This is a genomic window from Bacillus sp. FSL W8-0920 (assembly GCF_038593215.1).
Taxonomy (GTDB): domain Bacteria; phylum Bacillota; class Bacilli; order Bacillales; family Bacillaceae; genus Bacillus; species Bacillus pumilus.
This window is the reverse complement of record NZ_CP151974.1, coordinates 271,652-294,157: the sequence shown is the minus strand read 5'-3', so window position 1 is coordinate 294,157 and position 22,506 is coordinate 271,652. Positions and strand designations below refer to the sequence as shown.

General features: G+C 42.1%; 20 protein-coding genes. 7 read left to right on the top strand and 13 right to left on the bottom strand.

The window, feature by feature from the left end:
* Positions 1–966, top strand: a complete 966-nt coding sequence (locus tag NSS78_RS01635; RefSeq protein ID WP_212046247.1) for a GHKL domain-containing protein — start codon at positions 1–3, stop codon at positions 964–966.
* 30 nt (positions 967–996) lie between these two features.
* Here the strand turns inward: NSS78_RS01635 and NSS78_RS01630 are convergent, their stop codons facing one another.
* On the bottom strand, positions 997–1,926 hold the full coding sequence (locus NSS78_RS01630; RefSeq protein WP_113768651.1) for an aldo/keto reductase: 930 nt from the start codon (positions 1,924–1,926) through the stop codon (positions 997–999).
* 396 nt (positions 1,927–2,322) lie between these two features.
* On the opposite strand from NSS78_RS01630, the gene NSS78_RS01625 reads away from it, so the two are divergent.
* Positions 2,323–3,363: a DUF4352 domain-containing protein gene (locus NSS78_RS01625; protein ID WP_058015225.1), complete on the top strand. Its 1,041-nt coding sequence runs from the start codon at positions 2,323–2,325 to the stop codon at positions 3,361–3,363.
* Positions 3,364–3,417: 54 nt separating this feature from the next.
* Here NSS78_RS01625 and NSS78_RS01620 read toward each other — a convergent pair whose 3' ends face one another.
* The 3 genes from NSS78_RS01620 to NSS78_RS01610 all read right to left on the bottom strand — a co-directional run bounded on the left by NSS78_RS01620 (position 3,418) and on the right by NSS78_RS01610 (position 6,927).
* Positions 3,418–4,503 carry an SEC-C metal-binding domain-containing protein gene (locus NSS78_RS01620; RefSeq protein ID WP_212046248.1) on the bottom strand — a complete coding sequence of 362 codons (1,086 nt, stop codon included), beginning with the start codon at positions 4,501–4,503 and terminating at the stop codon, positions 3,418–3,420.
* 191 nt (positions 4,504–4,694) lie between these two features.
* Positions 4,695–5,636 carry a response regulator gene (locus NSS78_RS01615; protein ID WP_310025879.1) on the bottom strand — a complete coding sequence of 314 codons (942 nt, stop codon included), beginning with the start codon at positions 5,634–5,636 and terminating at the stop codon, positions 4,695–4,697.
* A gap of 4 nt (positions 5,637–5,640) precedes the next feature.
* A complete protein-coding gene (locus NSS78_RS01610; protein ID WP_282959903.1) occupies positions 5,641–6,927 on the bottom strand; it encodes a sensor histidine kinase in 1,287 nt (428 codons plus the stop codon).
* A 515-nt stretch (positions 6,928–7,442) separates the two neighbouring features.
* On the opposite strand from NSS78_RS01610, the gene NSS78_RS01605 reads away from it, so the two are divergent.
* Positions 7,443–8,423, top strand: a complete 981-nt coding sequence (locus NSS78_RS01605; protein ID WP_008342152.1) for a glutaminase — start codon at positions 7,443–7,445, stop codon at positions 8,421–8,423.
* Between the two features lie 33 nt (positions 8,424–8,456).
* Complete coding sequence (locus tag NSS78_RS01600; RefSeq protein WP_003216901.1) at positions 8,457–9,884, top strand: alanine/glycine:cation symporter family protein; 1,428 nt, start codon at positions 8,457–8,459, stop codon at positions 9,882–9,884.
* 160 nt (positions 9,885–10,044) lie between these two features.
* On the opposite strand, the gene NSS78_RS01595 is transcribed toward NSS78_RS01600, so the two are convergent.
* The 4 genes from NSS78_RS01595 to NSS78_RS01580 form a co-directional block, all read right to left on the bottom strand.
* Positions 10,045–10,905, bottom strand: coding sequence for an alpha/beta hydrolase (locus tag NSS78_RS01595; RefSeq protein ID WP_212046250.1), 861 nt, complete (start codon positions 10,903–10,905; stop codon positions 10,045–10,047).
* 111 nt (positions 10,906–11,016) lie between these two features.
* Positions 11,017–11,382, bottom strand: coding sequence for a VOC family protein (locus NSS78_RS01590; RefSeq protein WP_003217104.1), 366 nt, complete (start codon positions 11,380–11,382; stop codon positions 11,017–11,019).
* 100 nt (positions 11,383–11,482) lie between these two features.
* On the bottom strand, positions 11,483–12,865 hold the full coding sequence (locus NSS78_RS01585) for an amino acid permease (RefSeq protein WP_050943329.1): 1,383 nt from the start codon (positions 12,863–12,865) through the stop codon (positions 11,483–11,485).
* Positions 12,866–12,931: 66 nt separating this feature from the next.
* On the bottom strand, positions 12,932–14,440 hold the full coding sequence (locus NSS78_RS01580; protein ID WP_106032908.1) for an AMP-binding protein: 1,509 nt from the start codon (positions 14,438–14,440) through the stop codon (positions 12,932–12,934).
* A gap of 261 nt (positions 14,441–14,701) precedes the next feature.
* Between NSS78_RS01580 and NSS78_RS01575 the strand changes: the two genes are divergently transcribed.
* Positions 14,702–15,136 (top strand): MarR family transcriptional regulator, encoded by a 435-nt coding sequence (locus NSS78_RS01575; protein ID WP_050943332.1) that lies wholly within the window; start codon positions 14,702–14,704, stop codon positions 15,134–15,136.
* Between the two features lie 165 nt (positions 15,137–15,301).
* On the opposite strand, the gene NSS78_RS01570 is transcribed toward NSS78_RS01575, so the two are convergent.
* The 4 genes from NSS78_RS01570 to NSS78_RS01555 form a co-directional block, all read right to left on the bottom strand.
* Complete coding sequence (locus tag NSS78_RS01570; RefSeq protein ID WP_050943334.1) at positions 15,302–16,435, bottom strand: zinc-dependent alcohol dehydrogenase; 1,134 nt, start codon at positions 16,433–16,435, stop codon at positions 15,302–15,304.
* A 149-nt stretch (positions 16,436–16,584) separates the two neighbouring features.
* Positions 16,585–17,607 (bottom strand): quercetin 2,3-dioxygenase, encoded by a 1,023-nt coding sequence (locus NSS78_RS01565; protein ID WP_309216181.1) that lies wholly within the window; start codon positions 17,605–17,607, stop codon positions 16,585–16,587.
* Between the two features lie 80 nt (positions 17,608–17,687).
* Positions 17,688–18,251 carry a TetR/AcrR family transcriptional regulator gene (locus NSS78_RS01560; RefSeq protein WP_309216183.1) on the bottom strand — a complete coding sequence of 188 codons (564 nt, stop codon included), beginning with the start codon at positions 18,249–18,251 and terminating at the stop codon, positions 17,688–17,690.
* A 37-nt stretch (positions 18,252–18,288) separates the two neighbouring features.
* On the bottom strand, positions 18,289–19,770 hold the full coding sequence (locus NSS78_RS01555) for an amidase (RefSeq protein ID WP_268459754.1): 1,482 nt from the start codon (positions 19,768–19,770) through the stop codon (positions 18,289–18,291).
* Between the two features lie 168 nt (positions 19,771–19,938).
* Here NSS78_RS01555 and NSS78_RS01550 point away from each other — a divergent pair, with 168 nt between their 5' ends.
* Entirely contained in the window at positions 19,939–21,570 is a 1,632-nt protein-coding gene (locus NSS78_RS01550) for a S8 family peptidase (RefSeq protein WP_137055194.1), read from the top strand.
* A 39-nt stretch (positions 21,571–21,609) separates the two neighbouring features.
* On the opposite strand, the gene NSS78_RS01545 is transcribed toward NSS78_RS01550, so the two are convergent.
* Positions 21,610–22,149, bottom strand: a complete 540-nt coding sequence (locus NSS78_RS01545) for a DUF402 domain-containing protein (RefSeq protein ID WP_170966022.1) — start codon at positions 22,147–22,149, stop codon at positions 21,610–21,612.
* Positions 22,150–22,264: 115 nt separating this feature from the next.
* On the opposite strand from NSS78_RS01545, the gene NSS78_RS01540 reads away from it, so the two are divergent.
* Entirely contained in the window at positions 22,265–22,468 is a 204-nt protein-coding gene (locus NSS78_RS01540) for a hypothetical protein (RefSeq protein WP_050943339.1), read from the top strand.
* The last annotated feature ends 38 nt before the right edge of the window (positions 22,469–22,506 follow it).

Below are 22,506 nucleotides of genomic sequence, written 5' to 3'. Positions count from 1 at the left end.
GTGAACGCTTTCTATCTTGGATTCCGCATGTATGCTCTCATATGGCTAGGTCTTGCGTTTCATGCAGCTGCTGAAGCTATTCTGCCGCTATCATCAGGAGTGCTGTGGCTCCTCACTTTTTGTGTGATTTGTCTTTATACATTTTTCATATACAAAAGGTTTTTGCCTCATGTGAGTGGTTATGTGATGTTGGGCGCTTTTGTGCTCTTTACCTGTGCAAGTCTTTCCCTTTTTCTGACGCAAGGAAATGGATGGAGCTCTCTTTTAGTTTTGATCATCATCATGACAACAGATATCCTTTCATTGAAGATGATGCAGACGGAGAAACGATTAAACGGGCGGCTTCAAGAGCTGATCAATGCAGAATCAAGAACCAATGAATTGCTGCTTGAGCTGCGCAGTAAACATCATGAAACAGCTAGACATTTAAATGCCTTTTCCGCGTCGAACGACGAGCACGAGATCAAGGATTTGATTCAGCAATACGTAAAACATTTCCCTTGGATGAAAGGAGAAAATGCCTATTTGGCCTCAACCCTGCATTCCTTTTTTCAACGGGCTGAAAAAGAGGACATTGCCCTTTCTCTAGACCTTCAAGCACCTTTTTCATCGCTTCCCTTTTCTAAGGCGGATCAGGTTAGTTTCACTGGAAACTTGCTTGATAATGCCCTAGACGCAGCGATTGAAGCGAAGCAAGCCGGGAAAGAGGGCAGCATCTCGATTGCGACCTCTATTCGGAGCGGGCTCTTTTTAATCCATTGTGAGAACAGCACAAAAGGAATGGAAAAACACGTGTTAGACCATTTGTTTAAAAACTTTGGCCGCTCGACAAAAGGCGGGGATCATCAAGGAATGGGGACGTATATCATTCATCAGCTTGTTGAAAAGGCAGACGGTACTCTTGATTTCACTTACCGGTCTCCACATTTGCGGCTTGTCATCAAAATCCCTCTCACGATGTCATAAAAAAAAGGTGCAGCTAAGCACCTTTTTTGATTAAGAGAAAATGTGGTCAATTTGATTGATTTCCTCTTTTGTTAATTGAACTTCGTTTGTTTTTAGGTTTTGCTGAACTTGCTCAGCTCGTTTTGCACCTGGAATAATGGCGTCGATGCCGTCCTGTGCTAAAAGCCAAGCGAGTGCAACGTGTGCCGTTTCGGCGTTCTTTGATTGTGCAATTGCCTTCAGCTTGTCTACTTTTTCGAGGTTTTGAAGGAACGCCTCGCCTTGGAAAAGCGGATCTTTTGCTCGAATATCATCAAATGTCGCATCCTTCGTAAATTTACCAGTCAACAAACCTGACGCCAACGGGAAATAAGGAATAAAGGAAATACGATGCTCGACGCAGTATGGGAGAAGATCCTTCTCTGCCTCACGTTTCAGCAAAGAATACTCTGACTGAAGCACATCTAAGTAGCCATCTCGATTAAAGGCTTGAAGCTGTTCAAAATCAAGGTTAGATGCACCAATGGCCCTAATTTTCCCTTCATCCTTCAATTCCTTTAATGTGCCTGCTACTTCTTCCAGCGGCGTCCGGCCGTCTGGGAAATGCATATAGTATAAATCAATATAATCTGTTTGCAGTCGTTTCAGGCTATGTTCGACCTGCTCTCTTAAAAAGTCCCGGCTGTTATCCAGCTCAATTTGTCCGTTTACTTCTTTATGAGCCCCCTTTGTCGCAAGGACAAGGTTTTCTCTACCGCCTCTTTTGGCAATAATCTCACCGATCAATTCCTCTGAACGGCCCAGCCCATAAATAAAAGCAGAATCTAAGAAATTGACACCTTGATCAAGAGCTGTCTCCACAAGCTCTCGTCCGGCATCTTCACTCAGGTTCGGGAACAAATTATGTCCACCTACCGCATTCGTACCAAGCCCTATCGGATTCACCTGTAAATTAGTTCGTCCAAGCGTTACCTTTTTCAAAAGCTCATCTCCCTTATCTGCTTAATCATCCTTATTTTCCCATGAATCCTTTACAACATTCAAGTATCCTGCTCTCTGAAGCAGCAACACCCTCATTTCAAGATTTTTACCTAAAAAACATTTAAAACTGATAATAAATCTATAAATTAATTCTTATTGACCGGTATATTAGACTTACGCATTTCCTTTTATTATTGGCTTTTGTGTAAATTCCTTTCAAAGATAGGGACTAAAACCTATTCCTCATCATGATTGAATTTCGATAGAATGAAAAGTGCAAATCGTCATAAGGAGATTTTCCCCTGTAACACCCGAATATACCATCCTATCTGTTTCTTTTTTCATAGTCAGATAGCGGGAATGAAATGACGAAAGAAAAGCAAAGGAGCATCAACTGTGAATCTTAAAAAAATAAGTGCACTCCTCATGATTTCGTTCGTGATGATCATCTCTGCAGCTTGCCAGAGCTCAGCAAAATCAAGTAACGCTGATCAAAAATCAACAAAAACAGCAGAGGTAAAAGTCGATAGCTACGAATATACGTTACCAGAAGACTCAACAACTACGCTAAGAGACAATGAATTGGTGCTAAAAGTCAACCTGACGATTACAAACAAAGGTGACAAAGCTCTATCATTATATAGCTCTGACTTCTCCCTTTATCAGGACGATGCAAAAGTATCTGATTTAAAATTTTACGGCAGTAAAGACCGTCTTGACCTCGGTTCATTGAACAAAGGAAAATCTCAAACAGGTGCTCTTTATTTCCTAGTAGACAAAGGGAAAAAATATCAGTTCGTGTACCAAGACAGCATCAAGAAAAACAGTGATTCGATTGAAATCAACCTAGATGGAAACAAAATATTGGATACAGCGAAAAAGCTGGATAACCCTGCAAAAGCGCTATCCGCTTATACGGATATCATTGTATTTGACAAAAAGAACGATCAATTTGCAGATTTAACAGGTGACAACCAATCCGATGTCGTGAATAAATACCACGATATGTTCGTAAAAGACTTCAAAAGAACTGCCGGCATGTACGGCAATGAAGTAAGTGACCGTGATATTCTGTCGATGTACAAACGGATTCAAGACACCATGAAGGATAAAACCAAAGTAGAAACAAGTGTAAAAACCATCTCTAATGACGAGGCGAAGGTTGTCGCTCAAGTAACAGGTATTGATGCCTCTAACTTAAAAGACAAGCTAGACAAGCAAAGAGATGAGTTTTACAACGGCAAGATCCGCTCTAAAGAAGAATTGTATAAGAAAAGCTTAAACTTGTACGCATCTGAATTCGAAAAGCTTCCCCCAGTCTCCAGCCCGGCTGAATACGAAGTGAAAATGAAACGTAATGGGGATGGTCAGTGGAAAATTGACCTTAACGATTATAATACATCACAGTACATGAGCGGTTTTATTAAAACAAGATAATCTTGAACTAAAAAAAGACGCTGGCCCAATGAAGGTGCCGCGTCTTTTCTTATGCTATACCGTCGCCTCTTGTTCTTCTTTCACCGCTTTTTCAATATCTTTAAAACGGCTCGATACAGTAGACGCACTAATGCCATACTTTTTCGCTATTTGTGCTTGAGAAAGCGGGGCATCGCTTGCAAGTGAATGAATGTAATATTCGATTCCCGCAGCAAATGATGCTGCTTTACGGATCACAGGTGATTTCTGATCACAATAGGCTTTCCACACAGTTAAAGCGCCATCAGTCAAGCTTTGGTCCCCGTGTTCCTTCATTCCGTCTTCAATCAGCTTAGCTGTTTCCAGTTGAACGTCACTCGCCCAGTCCATGCGATCTGCTGTTAGACCTGTATCGCCTTCTGTTTGAGCAGATGTTTCTGATTCTTCTACTTCTTGCTTTGCAAACATGCACTTCAACACGTCAGGGAATGATTCTCTCATAAATGTGTTGCGCGTTCCTCCATTTGCTTCAAATGCTTCAACAAGCTGACGAACTTGAAGAAGAAGCGTATCTGTAAACTCTTTCGCAAACATCGTATATTGAATGAAAAACTCTGCTTTTTCTTCAAATTGAACAGGGAATCCAAGCACGAGACTTCCCTTTTCAGGCAGCACTGTTTGATCCGGTTTTACATCTACTTCAACCTTTTCAGCTGTCACCATATTCTCAAAGTAAAGAGACTCGTCCGTTTTTTCATTTAATAAAAGCAAAGATGGCTCCATGTCTGTCCATGATTGAACCACTTGTTTTGTTTTCGGACGGGTAATATCCTCCGCTTTCTTTGTCAGGAATTCTTGGAAGATGGTTTCTTTCTGATCCGTTAATGGACGGAAGAAGATGCCCCATACACTCAAATGAAAGACTGAGATTTGTTGCGTTTCTTTATCCATATCTGCAAGAAAAGAAAACTCATTAATGAATTGATTGATGGCTCTCTGATGTTTAGAGAATGCGTAATTCATTAAATCCTTTTGAACTTGTACAGCTTCCTTAAACACAAGCTCAGACGTTTGTTCTCCGCCTGACTTTTGACCACAGCAATGTTTATATTTTTTTCCGCTTCCGCAAGGGCAGAGCGCATTTCGTTTAATTTTTCCCAAAATAAAACCTCCGACATTCTAGTCTAACCTCACTATTTTAACAAACGATTGCACAAGAGAGTTTTATTTTCAAGAAAAAAGAAAAATCAGAATGATCAGTTAAATAATAAAGATACTTGAAGATCACGACAGATCATAGGAATAGCGGTCTTTTTCTGTTTATTTTCTCCAATCATTCCAATAGATTTTCTTCAGCTCATTCCCTCAAATAACTGTTTTGCTTCAAAATAAAAGATTTGAACAAACTTCTTCGTATTGACTCTGCCAGTTGATCCTGCGGATGAAGAGGTTTTCTGCATTTCTTTCATTCTTTGGCTGACATCGGTAAAGTCAAAAAACTTCGACGCATAGTGCTCAAACTTAGGATTCGAGAAATCTGTTAATCCTAGTGAAGCAAAATGATTCAAGGAATGATGAATAGCGCGTCTAATCCGCTGCTCTGCCGCTTTCACTTCCCTCATCACTTCTACATCGGTCGCCCCATGATCCAGCTTCCTCTCCGCTGTTTTGATAAAGAGCTGCTTTAGCGGCGGGAAATTGACCTCATGAGAATTGGCTGACTGTGTTTCATATAAGTAGATCAGGATCTCTAGTAAATCCTTAGATCCGCTCTCTCCAACAATTCCTAGTTCGGATAAGAGAAATTCCCCCGCCTCTTTCATCGTCCTTTTCTTCAACCCAGCACCCGTTGTGCTATGAGAAGTCACTGGCTCTAACGGCAGCACATGGCGAAGGGAAGCTTGAATATCGTAAATCGATTTCTCCAGCTTGATCCGCTCTATGACTTTTCGAATCACACTGACGATCTCAATTCGATTGACAGGTTTATGAATATAATATTCGATCCCTAATTCATAGGCTTCTGCCATCATCTCTTTCGCCTCTACTTGGGAAATCATCATGATTTTACCTTTGAATTCAGGGTGAATATGACGAATCGTTTGAATGCCATCTCTAGCAGGCATTAAAAGGTCTATCAGAAGGATGTCTATTTTTTTTAGGTTCAATGAATGTGCTTCTAATCCCACTCCGTCATCGGCTTCATCCACGACCTCTCCCAAATCTTCATCTTCTATGATTTGACCTAAAATCGAGCGTATTGCACGATCATCATCTGCAATGAAAAATCGCATACACTCACCCTCTCTGTATTAAATTTTGTATAGGAAGGAGTAGCTGAAAAGCCGTTCCCTTTGTTTCTCTTTGTTCGATTTTAATTGTACCGCCAAGCTCTTTAACCAGCTCTTTCACATAGGATAAGCCAATCCCAGTTGATGGTGTTCCATATGCATCAAATTTAGAAGTATAGCCTGGATCAAATACTATTTCTCTCATTTTTTCAGGAATCCCCGGGCCATCATCTTCAATCCGAATCTCTATTTTATCATGATTTCCTTTCAATACGAGTGAGATCATTCCGTCATCCTTTATGGCTTCAACCGCATTTGCCATTAAATTATTAATGAGCGATAAGAAAATGAACACATGATAATCATGCAAATGAATGCCTCTTATATCAGATGTAAAGGAGATGTTTTTCCCTAGAGAGAGCGCATACTTTTCTTGAATGCGAAGGACAATTTGAACGAGCTCTTCCGCCTTCATATAGTCTTGCATATTTTCCTTAGAAATCAGCTTCGAAAGCCCAGCATAAATACGTTGATTGTCCTTTTTCACCTCATGGATTTCTCCTGCGAGCTTCAACAGCTCCTGACTCACTTTCTTCCCTGCTTCGTGTTCATGCAAGAGACGATAAAGCCTGTATGATTCTTGCGTAATATGCTCTGTATGTTTTAACGTTTTCTTTAAATGAACCGTTTCTTCATATAAATTTGAAATGACCATCATCATATGCTCATTTTGTTTCATGATCTGCTTCTCTCTTGATTGTGCCTCATACAGCTTCATCATATTAAAAAAGCTGATTACGACAAAGCTGTGAGCAAACGCAATGAGAAACATATCACTCAGCTTTGATAGCGTCATCGTCGTATCAAACACTAAAAATTGTACAAACAGTTCAACAAAATCAGCCACTAATTCAATCATGAGACCAATGATCCCAATAAAAATAGAACGCTGTTTAAAACGTCCCGTACGGACGGCAAAGAACAGGAATGCATATGTAAAATAGAAAAAGAAACTTGGGAATTGCTGATAAAATGATGCAGCGAGATCAGCATGATGCTGCATCAGATCTAAACCTACTCGAAAAAGCACAATGGCTGCGCCTGTTAAAAACCCGGGCAAGAACGGTCTAGATTTCCTTAAGAGTAATAAACAAAAGAAAAACGCAGGTGCCCCAAAGCTGATCCGGAACGTTTCATTCACAGGATAAAACTTCAGTTCTCCTGCAAGCGGCACAATAACCACCATAAAAATTAATATGAATGCGTCTTTTTTAACAAGCTGGTTTAAACTCAAATGACTGACATCCCTTCCCTTTTTGCATAGCCACAGTATACAAGGAGACTCTTTTCTTCACAACGTACAAAAAAATAATTTTCACTGCTCCTTCTTTCCTCAAAATCCTTTTTTATGACTATTCACCGAGGCGCCATGGTGACCTTTCAGCTATTCAGCATTTTGGTGATTGTCTACAATAATGGGAATTGTTTAGACAATGATCGACAAACCGATTTTTATTTGTAAGTTTTTCTGTAGATTTTCGTCAGATTGTGTAGTTTCCAAGATAAATTGAATGAACAATTTTAGTGAAACTATATGTAAGCGTTTTCTGAATTTTCACTAAAAACCCTTTTTGTTTTTTCGCCGCCAAAGCCTTCATTGAACATATATTTAGGTGTAAAGGAGTGGTACAAGCAGCGCATGACAAGTTCTTTGAAGATGTGTAACATGTTTTCGTGCCTATTTGATCGCATTTTTTGTCATCCGCCAATTCAATAGGGTACTTTTTGATTTTTGATTGGAGGAATCGTATGAAAACAGCAATTTCTAATAATACACAACACGCATGCCAGTCTTCTGTTGATCAATGGGCAGAAGAAATACGTCCGTATTACAAAAATGGACAGAATGCTGGCTACATTCCAGCACTCGGAAAAGTGAATTCCTCTCAACTTGGTATCAGCGTGATAGGCCCAGATGGATCATCTGTACGATATGGTGATTGGGACGTTCCCTTTACCCTGCAAAGTATCTCAAAAGTCATCAGCTTTATAGCTGCCTGTTTAGGAAGAGGCGTACCATACGTCTTGGACCGGGTAGATGTAGAGCCAACTGGTGATGCATTTAATTCCATCTACCGTCTTGAGATGCATAAACCAGGGAAGCCCTTTAATCCAATGATTAATGCTGGAGCTATTACCGTATCCTCCATCCTTCCCGGAAAGACTTCTACAGAAAAGCTAGCATATATTTTCGATTTAATCGAAAACTTAATAGGTAAGCGTCCCTCTGTTAATGAAGAGGTTTATCAATCAGAATGGGCAACTGCGCATCGCAACCGGGCACTTGCTTATTATTTAAAAGAAACCAATTACTTAGAATCAGATGTCGAGGACACATTAGAAGTGTACTTAAAGCAATGTTCCATCGAGGTTACAACAGAGGACATCGCCTTGATTGGACTGATTATATCAAGTGATGGCTATCATCCCTTTAAACAGGTCCAAGTCATTCCAAAGGATATCGCAAGACTAACAAAGGCATTGATGCTGACATGCGGCATGTATAATGCGTCTGGTAATTTTGCTGCTTTCGTAGGCGTTCCAGCCAAAAGTGGTGTGTCTGGAGGAATTATGGCTTGCGTTCCGCCAAGCGCAAGAAGAGAATTCCCATTTCAGACAGGCTGCGGAATCGGTATTTATGGTCCCGCCATTGACGATTGCGGAAATAGTATTACCGGTGTCATGATGCTGAAAAAGCTCGCAAAAGAGTGGGATCTCAGTATTTTTTAAAATGAACAGTCATGAATTCGAAGAGGTGATGTTATGAACGAAAAAGCTTTGCTATCTTATTTAACACATACAAATGATTTTATTTGGACTTATATTGTCATTGCTCTGTTACTTGGAGTTGGTGTCTACTTCACATATAGAACACGCTTCCTGCAAGTGAGAATGATTAAAGAAATGGTGCGTGTCCTGAAAGAAGGAAGAAAAGAAAAAGAAGGGATATCACCGTTCCAAGCATTTGCCATCAGTATGGCGGCACGTGTAGGAACAGGGAATATCACAGGGATTGCCATCGCCATTGCAATTGGTGGACCTGGCGCAATCTTCTGGATGTGGATCGTAGCCATTATCGGTTCTGCCTCAAGCTTTGTTGAAAGTACATTAGCCCAAGTGTATAAAGTGAAAGATAAAACAGGATTCCGCGGTGGACCTGCTTATTACATGGAAAAAGGGTTAAACAAGCGCTGGATGGGAATTTTATTTGCGATTCTGATTACAATTTCTTTTGGAATCGTCTTTAATGCGGTGCAATCAAATACAATTACTGTCGCTTTTGAAAACTCCTTTGGATTAGACCGTTTAACAGTCGGTATTGTGATGGCTGTTATTTTTGCAGCAATTATTTTCAAGGGAATCCAAGCCATTGCAAAAGCTTCTGAATACATTGTCGTTGTGCTGGCTCTAGCCTATATCGGAATTGCATTCTTTGTTATTGTGACAAATATCACTGAACTTCCTGGTGTCATCAGTACGATTGTGAAACACGCCTTCGGGTTTGAACAGTTTGCTGGCGGAACATTAGGCGGCGCATTATTACAAGGGATTAAACGCGGTCTTTTCTCGAATGAGGCTGGTATGGGTAGTGCACCTAACGCAGCAGCAACAGCTGTGACAAGTCACCCTGTAAAACAAGGATTAATTCAGGCGTTTGGCGTGTTAACAGATACATTAATTATTTGTACAAGCACAGCCTTCCTTGTCCTGTTCTCTGATGCATACAAAACAACGAACCTGCAAGGAATTGAATTAACACAGGCTTCACTCAGTCAGCACATTGGACCATGGGCCTCTGGATTCCTTGCTATCATGATTTTCCTATTCGCCTTTAGTACATTAATCGGTAACTATTACTACGGCGAAACGAACATTGAATTCCTTGGAGCCAACAAAGTTTGGCTTAACATTTATCGAATTGCCGTTATTGGAATGGTTCTTTTCGGTGCAGTTGCTACTGTTCCTCTCGTGTGGGGTCTAGCCGATCTCTTCATGGGACTCATGGTCATCGTCAACCTCATCGCCATCACCATGCTGTCTAAGGTCGCCTTTGCAGCATTGAAGGATTATACGAGACAGAAAAAAGAAGGCAAGGATCCTGTCTTTTATAAAAATGTCGTTCCAAACAATGAGAAAATTGAATGCTGGGACGACGAACCTGCTTCGTTGAAAAAGAATCGAATCGGTTAAATCAAAAAAGCTCTGGTCCTCTTGGGACTGACCCCATAAGATGAGACAAATAAAAAACACCTTCAAGTTTGAAAACGGATCGTTGTGATCCGAAAAAACATGGAGGTGTTTTTTCTATGGGGACAAGAGTGAGTTTCCCCTCTGATCAGAGCTTTTTTCTTTAGTTCAAAAATTCGAGTATGAGTTTGTTCACCACTTCTGGTTTTTCATGATTGATCCAATGAGAAGCATCATCGACAAAAATTAGTTGTCCATTTGGGCAAATCTTCATCGTTTCCTTCGCCAGCTTTCTGCTTAAAAACTTGTCCTCCATCCCCCAGATCATGCGAACAGGTACTAAAATGCGCTTTGATATCGGCTTTTCAAAGCCGCCCTTTTTGATGGCGCGGTACCAATTCAGCATTGAGGTCATGGCACCTGGCTGCGTCCAAGCCAGCTTATAGCTTGATACATCTTCCTTCGTGAACAAATGGGGTCTTGCAGTCAGCCCAATGGCTTCATCCAGCTTTTGAAAGTGATTTTCCTGAAGAGCTGCCTCTGGCACATTCGGAAGCTGAAAGAATGCGATATAGGAGCTCTTCTTCCACTGCGGGGGATAAAATGGAAGAACCTTCATCATCACCCGCGGATGCGGCATGTTGACAATGATTAGTTTCTCTACATATTGAGAACGTGTGGATGCCAAATGCCAAGCAACTGCTCCGCCCCAATCATGACCACACACAATCGCCTTTTGATTCGGACTAAGCGTCTTAATCAGCCCTACGATATCATCTCTCAGTTGATCTAATACATAGGATTCAATTCCTTCTGGCTTATCACTTAGATGGTAGCCCCTTTGATCAGGAACGACGACACGATAACCTGCCTCGGCTAGGGGCATAATTTGATTCTTCCAGCCGTACCAGAACTCAGGAAATCCATGTAGCAGTATAAGCAGCGGGCCATCCTCAGGTCCAGCCATTGCTGTGTGAAGTGTTACACCATTTGTTTGGATTGATTGAAATTCAATTTGCTCCATCCCTTTGCCACCTTTCTCCTTGTTCTTTATTCTTCCAACATAGCATATTTCCCATTTTTCAGAAAATAAAAGCACTCCCAAAAAAACCTTCACGAAGGTGAAGGTCTTGGTTTATTTCATATAATTCAGCACCCAGATCAACCCATTTTTGCGGTCCTGTACTTGCCCGTGAAGTGCGCCAAAGAACGTATCCTGTAATTCGACCAGTACATCTCCATCAGCTTCTAGCGCTTCATATACAGCCTTTAGTTCTTCTTCATTGTCAAACTGCATAATCAATCTGAGATTCTCGGGCTTTGGTGTGCGGTCAAACGTATCTGAAAAGTGAAGCAGCGATTCTCCAAGGTGCAGTTCTGCATGCAGCACACGGTCTTGATGTTCATTTAAAATATGAATATCACCGCCAAAAATCCCTTGATAATATTGAAGAGATTCCTTCACATCGTCTACCACAATATAAGGACTAACACTAATCATACCCCTCATCCTCCTCTTGTTCCGTCCATCTTCTCTTTTATAGCTTATCCCAAATCGTATGAAAAAAGGCACAAATCGTCAACGGATTTGCACCTTTTTCTCATGAAGATTTCGCTAATTCACTATGTTTGTTTGAATACGCTGCGTACATGACAACACCGATTAACAGCCAAACACCAAAGTAAAGCCACGTCCGGCCTGGTAAGTTGAACATAAGGAACAAGCAGCAGCCCATTGAAATAATCGGCAAGACCGGCACAAATGGAACCCGGAATCCCCTCTCAAGCTGCTGATGTGTCTTTCTCAAAATGAGGACAGATAAACTCACCATTGCAAACGTCAATAAAGCACCGATATTCGCTAAATTGGACAAGTCCTTTAAATCAATAAACCCTGAAATAACAGCTGTCATGCCGCCAATCATCCATATGCTTGCAACAGGCGTATCACTTTTGTTTGTTTTCGAAAACACTTTCGGCAAAAGACCATCTCGTCCCATCGCATAGGCAATTCGAGTTGCTGCATAATTATTGGCGAAAATCACAGCCATCAATCCAATGACCGCACCGACAGAAATAATACCGGCTACACTATTTTGATGTACACTTTGCAAGACATAGGACATCGCCTCTGTGACATTCAGTTTTGTATAGTGCACCATACCTGTCATAATCAAACAAACGACAATGTAAATGATCGTGCAAATGAGTAATGAGCCAATAATGCCAATTGGCAGGTTCCGCTGCGGATTTTTCACCTCTTCTGCAGAAGCAGAAATCGCATCAAATCCTAAGAAGGCAAAAAACACAGCAGCAGCACCAGCAATGACGCCTTCTGCACCAAACGGCATGAACGGCTGCCAATTGGATGGCTGTACATAAAACCCGCCTACTACAATGAAAAGAACAATAATACCGAGTTTCACAAACACCATGATATTATTAAATTTTTTACTTTCCTTCGTTCCTCTAGATAAGATCCACGCAATCAGTAAGGCAATGATAATGGCTGGCAGATTCATATATCCGCCTTGTTCCGGTCCCGCTAAAAATTGATGGGGGATTGAAATCCCAAACCCCTCAAGCAAGCTGTTGAAATAGCTCGACCAGCCACTGGCGACAGCTGAAGCAGTCAGCATATAAACGGACAATAACGTCCATCCCATTAGATGTCCGACAAGCTCACCCATCGTTGTATATGAATAAATGTACGCACTGCCGAATACAGGCAGTGCTGAAGCCATTTCTGCATAGCAAAGTGCTGCCAAACTGCACACAATCGCTGCGATGGCAAAGGAAAAAATGACAGCCGGCCCTGCATCATTAGCCGCTGTAATTCCGGTTAACACCATGACCCCCGTGCCGATCACTGCCCCTATACCAAGGAGCGTGAGATCGAGCCCGCCTAGCGTTTTCTTTACCTTTTGCTGCCTGCTCTGTTCTAACAAATCGTGAATGTGTTTCTTACGTAGAATATGTCGCAAACCCTTTCCCTCCAAAACGTTAGCAAAACAAAAAATCATTCAAATTTCATTATAGCAGAATAGGTACTACGCATTCACAACCAATTCACGTAAATCTTTCTTCATGATTTTACCAAGCTTGTTTTTTGGCAGCTCCTGTGTGAAATGAATGGAGGGCACTTTGTAATCTGCCAAACGTTCCTGGCAATAGTTCACCACATCTTCTTCGCAAAAATCGACAGAATCGTCTTTTACGATATACGCACTTGGCACTTCACCATATAATTCGTCTGGTACCCCAATGACAGCTGATTCAATCACACCTGGAATTTGATCAATGACCTCTTCTACTTGGTCAGGGTAGATATTATCCCCACCGTACAGAATCACATCTTTGTATCTCCCTGTGATGAAAAGAAAACCGTCTTCATCTAGATAGCCTGCATCTCCCATATGGAACCAGCCATCTTTCAGCACCTTCTCTGTAGCGTCAGGCTGATGATAGTAGCCTAGAAAATAGAATGGGCTTCTCATAACGACTTCGCCAATTTCTCCAGCTGGCAATGTCTCCTCTGTCTCAGGGTGCATGATTTTCACTTCTACATCCGGATCCACTTTACCTGCAGAGCCCATTTTATCCTCGCCCATCGCTGGATGCCACGCACTCACAACCCATGCTTCGGTACTTCCATAGCCATGCATCATCTGAATGCCTACTTCTTTGTAATCTTTAATTAAGCGTACCGGCACCTTCGTACCGCCAGAAATCGCAATTTCAAAAGATGAGAGATCGTACGAACCGCGTTTCATTTCTTCTAGCATGTACGTGTAAGCTGATGGGAAAGCCATCATGAACGTAATTCTTTCTTTCTCAATCGTTTCTAAAATGCGCTTCGGTGTTGCATCATGTAAGAAGACAAGCGTATATCCTTCAATCGCAGCTGCGATCAGGTGATTAATCGAACTCATATGATACAGAGGGTGACTCGCCAAGTACCGTTTTCCTTTCAGATCGAATCCTCGATTCCCATGTCTTGTTAAAAATTGATAGATTCGTCCATGTCCGACCATACAGCCCTTTGGATTTCCCGTTGTCCCAGAGGTGAATAAAATCATCGCTAGATCCTCTTCTGATACCTCTTCAGCAAGGTTACTTCCATCATTTGAAGCCAACATGTCTTCAAACAGCTGTGTTGTATTCGCATTGGCACCGGATTCCACCATCAGACAATCTTCTAAAGACACATTCACTGCCGCAATGATGTCACGGAATTCACGGTCAAAAAATAAAGCCTTTGGCTCTGCTTTTTTCAAAATACCTTCCAGCTCAAAAGAAGTAAGCTGCCAGCTAAGCGGAACTGCGACTGCACCTGCTTTAATGGCTGCCAGCATAATCGTTGAAAAGTGATGATGGTTTTGACAAATAAAGCAAACACGGTCCCCTTTTCGAATCCCCTTTTGATGTAAGTAATGAGCGAGCTGGTCAATACGCTTTGCATATTCTTCAAATGTATAAGACACACCCCCGCCAGTTACCGCTTCAATTTGTGAAGAGCGTTCCATTCTGTCGTTAAGTAATGCCTGTAATGTATTCAATATCTTCATCTCCAAACGTTTGTTTTACAATAGCCAATTTCCAGTGAATGGGTTGGCAGATTTTATCTCATTCACATTCTAAAATAAAACCAGCTGAAAGTAAAATCATTTCAATTTGGAATTGTTCTTTATATTAATTGATAATATAGGTAATTTTATAGCCGTCTTCCATTTTGGTTTAAATGATGATAACTATTATGATAAGATAGACCTAGTAATTGATCGGAAAATGCGAATGCAATAGGAAAAGAGGTATGGAGAATGCAACATTTCGAGCTAGAGGCAAGTTTATTAGACCATGCGCTGACAAAGTATTTAAAGGCGACGAAACAAATAGATGAAGAGAACATTCCGAAAAACGTCACGAATGTGAAAGGGTTTATTTTACGCATCATTTATCGTCATCAATCATGTACTGTGAAAAATATTCTGCAGGAAGTTTCATTATCTCCCTCTGCAACAACAACCGCTCTCAATCACTTAGAAGATGAAGGGATGATTATCCGCTCTCGAAATAATAATGACCGCCGCACTGTATGGATTGAACTCTCTGAATCAGGTGAACAAATTGCAAAACAAATGATCGACAACCGCCAGCTGCTTGTCAATCAGCTGTTCAACCACCTTTCAGAAGAAGATAAAAAAACATTTTTTGAATTAATCGAAAAAATGATGGACGAACCATTAAAGGCTTAGGAACATTCCTAAGCCTTTGTCCTCTTTTCAACCTTTGCAGTCTAGGAAGGACGAGTACCGGAGCGGAGCGAATTTAGATTCGTGAGCACCGGCACGCAGACCTGACACCGAATGCGAGGGTTTGTCTACACGCTGAGGCTTAGGAGGATTCCTAAGCCTTCTTTTTTATGGCTTTAAGATGACCTTTATACAATCATCCTTCTTATCATTAAATATGTGATATGCATGAGCGGCATCATCTAACGGCAATTGGTGTGTGATGATCGCTTTAGGATCAATTTCACCGGTTGTCACTTTTTGATAGAGCTTTGACATGTAGCCTCTCGCCGGGGCCTGTCCCATTTTCAGGGTGACGTTTCTTGCGAAAAAGGCACCTAATGGGAACATATTATATAGGCCGCCGTACACACCCGTCATCTGCACCGTTCCACATTTACGTACGGCTTTTGTGGCAATTTGAATCGGTCCGATCGTTCCACCTTGTAGCTTAAGTTTCTGCTCAATTTTTTCAAGCGGCGACTTCTTCCCGTCCATTCCCACACAATCGATCACAACATCGGCTCCACCTTTGGTCAGCTCCTTTAACGTTTCTCCCATGTCGGGATCTTCTGTAAAATCAAATACTTCTACGCCGCTCATCCGTTTTGCATGTCGCAGACGGTAATCAATGTAATCGACCGCAATCACACGGTCTGCCCCTTTTTGCCATGCAAATTGCTGTGCCATTAACCCAACAGGTCCACAGCCTAACACAATGACCGTATCACCTTTTTTCACACCGGCGTGCTCCACGCTCCAATAAGCAGTTGGAAGAACATCCGATAAGAACAGCAATTGTTCATCCTCCAGCTCACAATCATCTGGGATCTTAAACGGAGTGTAGTTCCCAAAAGGCACGCGTAAATATTCTGCCTGTCCTCCAGGGTAGTTCCCATATTTCTCACTATATCCAAAAAGTCCACCCGAATCGTAGTGCGGGTTTGAGTTGTCGCATTGGCTTTCTAAGTGGTGATGACAATATTGGCATTGACCACATGCAACGGTAAATGGAATAACGACACGGTCTCCCTTTTTTACTGCCGTGACATCCGGGCCAACTTCCTCCACAATCCCCATTGGCTCATGCCCAATCACATAGCCGATTGGGAGCGGGAAATTCCCCTGATACAAATGTAAATCAGATCCACAAATTGCTGTTGATGTAATTCGGATGATCACATCTTCCCGATCTTGAATAGATGGCGCATCTACTTTCTTCACTGCAATGCTATTTTTCCCCTGATAAGTAACAGCTCTCACATGCATTTCCTCCTTTAGCGAAAATCATCTGTACATAGCTTCACCTTGAATGGATGGTTCATGCATCAGATCAGGATTATTAAAAAACAAAAAAGCCCGTCGATCGGTTCGACAGGCACTTATACAATCATGTGTAACGCGTTACCTATTTATCCTTTTTCGATAAAGACCAAATCATATTGAGAGGAAGTCTCTCGATCAATCATCAAGTTCCCTTCTTGAATAAAATAAGGACATATACTCGGGCTTTGTGATTCTTCAAACTGCTCATACAACTGCTCAATCTTTCCAGGAAGCAGCAATAGCAAAAATTTATTAGAATGGGACACGAGTTCAGAAGAGTGAATTGTATCCGGCGGTATATAGGCAAAGTCACCCGGCATCAGGCATATATCTTCTCCGTTCAATTGCAGATTCATTTTTCCCTCAACGCAATAGAGTGCTTCTGTATGTACTTGATGATAATGCGGAGGAAAATACTTTCCCTTCGCGCCTTCAATCACAAAATGACTGAACCTGCCTCCAGTTGTTTCTGTTGTTGCGATCAGCTCATGAAGCTGACCATCAATAATGTATTGCTTCCCTTCACCAGCCTCTAATACGTAGGGCTGCACCGCCTGAGGGAGCTGACTATGAAATAAAACGGAGGGCTTAGTTGTATTTGACAGCTGCCGGATACCATGCATCAATATGATATCGCTTTCTTTTTCAGCTTGTTCAAAGCTGTCTGCATCGAAAGCATGATCGGTCATCGGCCATTCGTTCCGCTGAAGCCTTTTCCCAATTTGCTGATAGACATCTGTCATTTGTCCGCCCAATGTATATGAAATAAATCTTGTTTTGTGACTATGCATTCTGTAGCCATGGATCGTTTTGGGTGGGATATGAATATAATCGAAGGCTGTGACCATATATTTTTTACCGTCCAAGATCACTTCAAGCTTTCCTTCCAGCACAAAAATGGTTTCAAATAAGTGCTCATGACAGTGAAGTGGAAAATAAGCTCCTTTCCCACCTGTGATTAAGACAAGCTCAAACAGCTGATTCGTTTGATTTACTTCTGCCAGCACATGAACAAGCTGATTTTCCAGCCCATACAGCTTCCCTGAACCAGACACGGTATAAAAAGAGGTTCCTTCGGATTGCTTGATCGATTGCGGTTGCTCCGACATCCCATCACTCCTCATGACTAATTGACTATCTTTATTATATAGACCAATTGATATAATAGATAGACAATATGCGAGAGATTTTACTCTTCTCGCATAAATAAGTGTCTAAGGTAACATTTCACATGTTCTAACGGGGTCGTTTGTTTGAGTGCGGTGGTCATCGATAGACCCCCAATCACCATTGAATGAAGGAGCGAAGCCAGCTCATCCGCTTTGTTTTCTTCATATCCGCTGTTCATGAGCTTTTCTTTCACAAGCTTTTGCCAGCGGATCATTTCTTGCTTACATGCAGTATGAAGCTGCGTATGTTCTGGCTTGGATTCTGCCGCCAGCAAGACAATCGGAATGCCTCTTTCATTTTCTTGCTCCGCAAATCCCCGGATGATGTTTGTCATAAAGCGGTCGATGGCGATATAAGGATCATCCGAATAGGCAAAGCTTTCTTCAATTCGATTGATGACCTTTTGACTAATATATTCAACGGCTGCTATGGCTAGCTCTTCTTTTCCGTTTGGAAAATAATAATAAAGAGATCCTTTAGGCGTGCCGCTCTCTCTAATGATTTGATTCAATCCTGTCGCATGATACCCCTGTTTGCGTAAAAGAAGTGCGGCCGTTTGAATAATTCTATCCTTCGTACTCACGTGTGACACTCCTTTCCCTCCATAGACAAATGTCGTTTCAACGTATGAGTTGATTTGTTCCTTTCCAAATCGAGGATGTCTCCATCCCTGCTGCAAGCCGAAGCAGCCAATCCTCTTTCCCCTTAGGTGCTGTGACCTGTACCCCTAAAGGCATGCCCGCCTTAGTGAGATGAACAGGAACGCTCATAGAAGGCTGACCCGTTAAGTTGGCAAGCTGTGTAAATGGTGTGTAGGTCAGACTCTTTAAGAACATGTCATAAATGAGATCCTGCTGCGCTTGCATTGAGAGAGATGACACTCGTAAAAGTTCTGTGATTTCTTCTTTCGAATGCATCAACTCACCAACCTTAGGAGCTGAATAGGCAGTCGCTGGTGTCACAAAGAGATCATAGGTTTGATGAAATGACGCCATTTGTGCAGCCGCCATATCCCATGCATCAAGACTTTCTGTGTAAGCAGCAGCGGTTACATTCTTGCCAGCCTCTGCCAACACCCATGCCACGATGTCTGTTTCCTCCGGATTGACTGGACGTCCTAATGAACGATTCAAGGACGTGAATAGTGCAGACATTTCTCCGCTGTTCATGACGTAGTATTGCTGCATCAGATGAATTCCATCGATTGCAGGCCCTGCTTCTTCTACTTGGTGCCCTTGATCACTCAGCCATTTCACTGTTTGCTGCACCGCCTGCTTCGCTTCCTCACTGACCTTCGTACCAACTGGAGATTCTACACTGTAAGCAATTCGCATAGAAGATGTACGTTTCTCTAGATCTTCTTGATAGCTGCCGTCGTATAATGGCGTTTGAAAAGCCGCTTCAGGCTGAATGACTTGAAGTAGATCAAGAAGGGCTGCACTGTCCCGCACTGTTTTTGTAAGTGTAAAGTCAATGGATGCCCCTTGCCACTGCCTTCCTGCGCCTGGTCCTACCGGCGTTCTTCCTCTTGTTGGTTTGAGACCGAACAAACCTGTAAAGGATGCTGGAATCCGAATGGACCCTCCACCATCACTTGCTCCACCAGCAGGTACGATGCCGCTCGCAACAGCTGCTGCCGTCCCGCCGCTTGAACCGCCAGGAGAATAGTCAGGATGCCAAGGGTTCCTCGTTGGACCATGTAAAGCAGGTTCTGTTACATTTCTTAATCCGAATTCTGGTGTGTTTGTATGTCCCATCATGAGAAATCCAGCCTGCTTCAATCGCTGGACAAAGTGGGAGTCCGTTTTTGCCTTTACATCCTTTAATAATGCAGCTCCTGCTGTCAGCGGTTCATTTTCCAGCCCTTGCGATATATTTTTCAGTACAAATGGAACGCCCGCAAACGGCTGATTCATATGTAATGTCTTGATTTCTTTTAATAATTGATCTTGTCTTGTCTGAATCAACGCATTTAGTTCAGGATTGACCTCATTCAATCTAGCAAATGCAGCTTGTACAAGCTCGTCTGGCGTTACCTGCTTATTCCGTACAAGTGCCGCCAAGCCAATCGCATCATACGTCATATACTCTTTTACGTTCATCAGCATATCCTACTTTCTCTTATTATGTTCTCTCTATTGTCTACTAGATTTGTATGAATTTCAATTTCAGGTTACTTGTAAAAAAACTTTCTGACAAACAATATGATTCTTCTAACCATCCTTCTCATTTCTCCGATATAATAGAGAAAAAAAGACGGAGGTCATCGTATGCAAGGGGCTATCGCCTTGAAAAAGAAAATATTCGTAGTCATCGCGTTTCTTCTTGCGTTGACAACTGCCTTGCCTTACCATTCGCAGGCAGCTGCACCGCCAAAAGAAACAGATGTCATCATCGTCTATAAAAACCAAAAAGGAAAGCAAACAGCGATTGAAGAAAGTGAAAAAGTGAACGCACAGTACATACATCTTCCCGCTGTCGCTGTGACAGCAGATGAACAAGCGGTCACGTCACTCAAAAAAGACCCTAACATCGCGTATGTCTCAAAAAACATAAAGGTCAAACTCGCTTCTTCTACGATGAAAAAAACCGCTGCCTCTACGAATCAGGATGCATTGGTTCAAAAATCTTACAACCTGCAAAAGCTGAATGTAAAGCAAGCGATAAAAGAAGGCGTCACGGGGAAAAATGTGAAGGTAGCCGTTTTGGATACTGGTATTTCTCCCCATGAGGATTTAAAGATATCCGGCGGTAAATCATTCGTGAACTACACTTCCTCCTATAAAGATGATGAAGGACACGGCACACATGTCGCAGGAACGATTGGTGCCCTCAATAACGATTACGGCACAGTCGGCGTCGCTTCTGGCGCGAAGCTGTATGCTGTGAAAGTGTTAGATAAAAAGGGAGAAGGCGACTTGTACAGTCTGCTTCGAGGAATCGATTGGGCCATTAGCAACAAGATGGATATTATGAATTTAAGTCTAGGTTTTGAAGACAATATCCCTATTTTGCGTTCAGCAGTGGATGAAGCATACAAAAGAGGACTGCTTGTGGTCGCTGCAAGCGGGAATGATGGGAAGAAGAATCATATCAGCTATCCTGCCGCCTACAATAGCGTCATTGCCGTTTCTGCAACGACGGACAAAGACAAACTCGCTTCTATCTCAAATACAGGGAAAGGTATTGAATTTTCTGCCCCTGGTCAGAACGTCATCAGCACTTATTTAAAAAATGAATATTGGTATGCAACAGGTACATCACAAGCCGCACCGCATGTCACAGGCATGCTGGCACTGTTGAAGCAGCTTCATCCGAAGAAAACAAATGTTCAGCTTCGCACCTTATTGCGCAGCTATACAGTGGATCTTGGCGCAAAAGGAAAAGATCCACAATTCGGCTATGGCCGCGTGCAATATATACCACAATCAAGCTTTTTGAAGGCTGCGACTAGCGCTGTCAAAACAGCCGAAACTTCTAAAAAGCAGGCAGATGTCAATCAAGCCAAAACGAGAATTGGCCGACTCACTGCAAGTAAGCAAAAAACAGCACTCACTGAACGGGTGAAAAAGGTACAAGGAACCATTGATATCCGCTTGGCACGTGCAAAGGTTCAAACAGCCGAAAAAAGCAAAACACAAGGCGCCATTAAAAGCGCACAAGCGGCCATCAAAAAGTTAAACAAAGGCAAAGAAAAAACAAGCCTGCAAAATCGGCTCGACAAAGTCAAAAAACAGGTCGCCTATCAAAAGAAAGTGACAGACGCCAAACAAAAGGTCAAAAAAGCGGAAACCAAACGAACGAAGAAAACAAAAGCAGTAGCGCAAACCGCTGTCAAACAGCTAAAAGCTTCTAAAACGAAAACCAGTTTACAAAAACGATTAAACCGTATCAAGGTGTAACAGAAAAAACGATTCCTCGCTGAAAGGAATCGTTTTTTTCTATTTTAACAGCGGTGCAAACAAGCTGTGATGATATTTTCCATCAACATCTGCCCTCACTTGATCAAGTATGTTTTCTAACGAAGCCATCACACTCTCTAATGCTCGGTGCACTGAACCTTGTTCAAAATCCACTAAACTCTCTGGCAACTCATCTTCATCCAATACAAAAAAATCACCATTCGGAAGAACGAGAAGATCAACAATGAGGTCTTCAAACATGACCAGCTGGCCGTTGAACGATGTATTCCCCACAATATTAAAATAAGAACCTAGTTCCTTCCCTTGATCATCTCTCCAGAAATACATATTGTAAGGACGATCCTTCCAATAATAAGCGGTCGTATAGCTCCCTTTTGGAATCGTCAGAGCACCATCACCTGCCCTCATCGTAAACGTGTCTTCAATCTTGTGAAACAGCACAGCCTGCTGTCCCTGTGCGTCTAACAGCTGACACGTATGTTCCACAATCTTCTGATCGTATTTGATTTTTCTCTCGATTACTTCATCCCACCGATCCGCATGTAGCGAAAACACCATGTCACAACTCCCTCTTGCATCTAGATTCTCTCTTTCCAGTATACACCGATTTTTTTTGAAAAAATAAAGGGTTGCTGCATTCACATATGGAAGACCTATTGATGAGGTGAAATAAATGAACGGAATCACGATTCTTGAAAACCTTACACAGCTTGGACAAATCATCCTCATTTTTTGCGGCTATGCCCTTTATTGGCGGCTGGTGAAAACGAAGAGAGAACGAAAGCTTTCTCCTTATGAGCGCATGTTAAAATTCTTTGTTATGTTCGGTTTAATCTCGTGGGGGATATCATATTGGGCGCTTATACTGTGGGCGTAAATAAAAAAAGAAGAGCTGTCCATCGAGGACGTGCTCTT

Coding starts and splice junctions, on each gene's coding strand:
- NSS78_RS01550 (WP_137055194.1), top strand. CDS start 19,939: ATGCAAGGGGCTATCGCCTTGAAAAAGAAAATATTCGTAGTCATCGCG.
- NSS78_RS01590 (WP_003217104.1), bottom strand. CDS start 11,382: ATGATTAGTGTTAGTCCTTATATTGTGGTAGACGATGTGAAGGAATCT.
- NSS78_RS01605 (WP_008342152.1), top strand. CDS start 7,443: ATGAAAACAGCAATTTCTAATAATACACAACACGCATGCCAGTCTTCT.
- NSS78_RS01575 (WP_050943332.1), top strand. CDS start 14,702: ATGCAACATTTCGAGCTAGAGGCAAGTTTATTAGACCATGCGCTGACA.
- NSS78_RS01595 (WP_212046250.1), bottom strand. CDS start 10,905: ATGGAGCAAATTGAATTTCAATCAATCCAAACAAATGGTGTAACACTT.
- NSS78_RS01565 (WP_309216181.1), bottom strand. CDS start 17,607: ATGTCGGAGCAACCGCAATCGATCAAGCAATCCGAAGGAACCTCTTTT.
- NSS78_RS01600 (WP_003216901.1), top strand. CDS start 8,457: ATGAACGAAAAAGCTTTGCTATCTTATTTAACACATACAAATGATTTT.
- NSS78_RS01545 (WP_170966022.1), bottom strand. CDS start 22,149: ATGGTGTTTTCGCTACATGCGGATCGGTGGGATGAAGTAATCGAGAGA.
- NSS78_RS01555 (WP_268459754.1), bottom strand. CDS start 19,770: ATGAACGTAAAAGAGTATATGACGTATGATGCGATTGGCTTGGCGGCA.
- NSS78_RS01615 (WP_310025879.1), bottom strand. CDS start 5,636: ATGCGATTTTTCATTGCAGATGATGATCGTGCAATACGCTCGATTTTA.
- NSS78_RS01540 (WP_050943339.1), top strand. CDS start 22,265: ATGAACGGAATCACGATTCTTGAAAACCTTACACAGCTTGGACAAATC.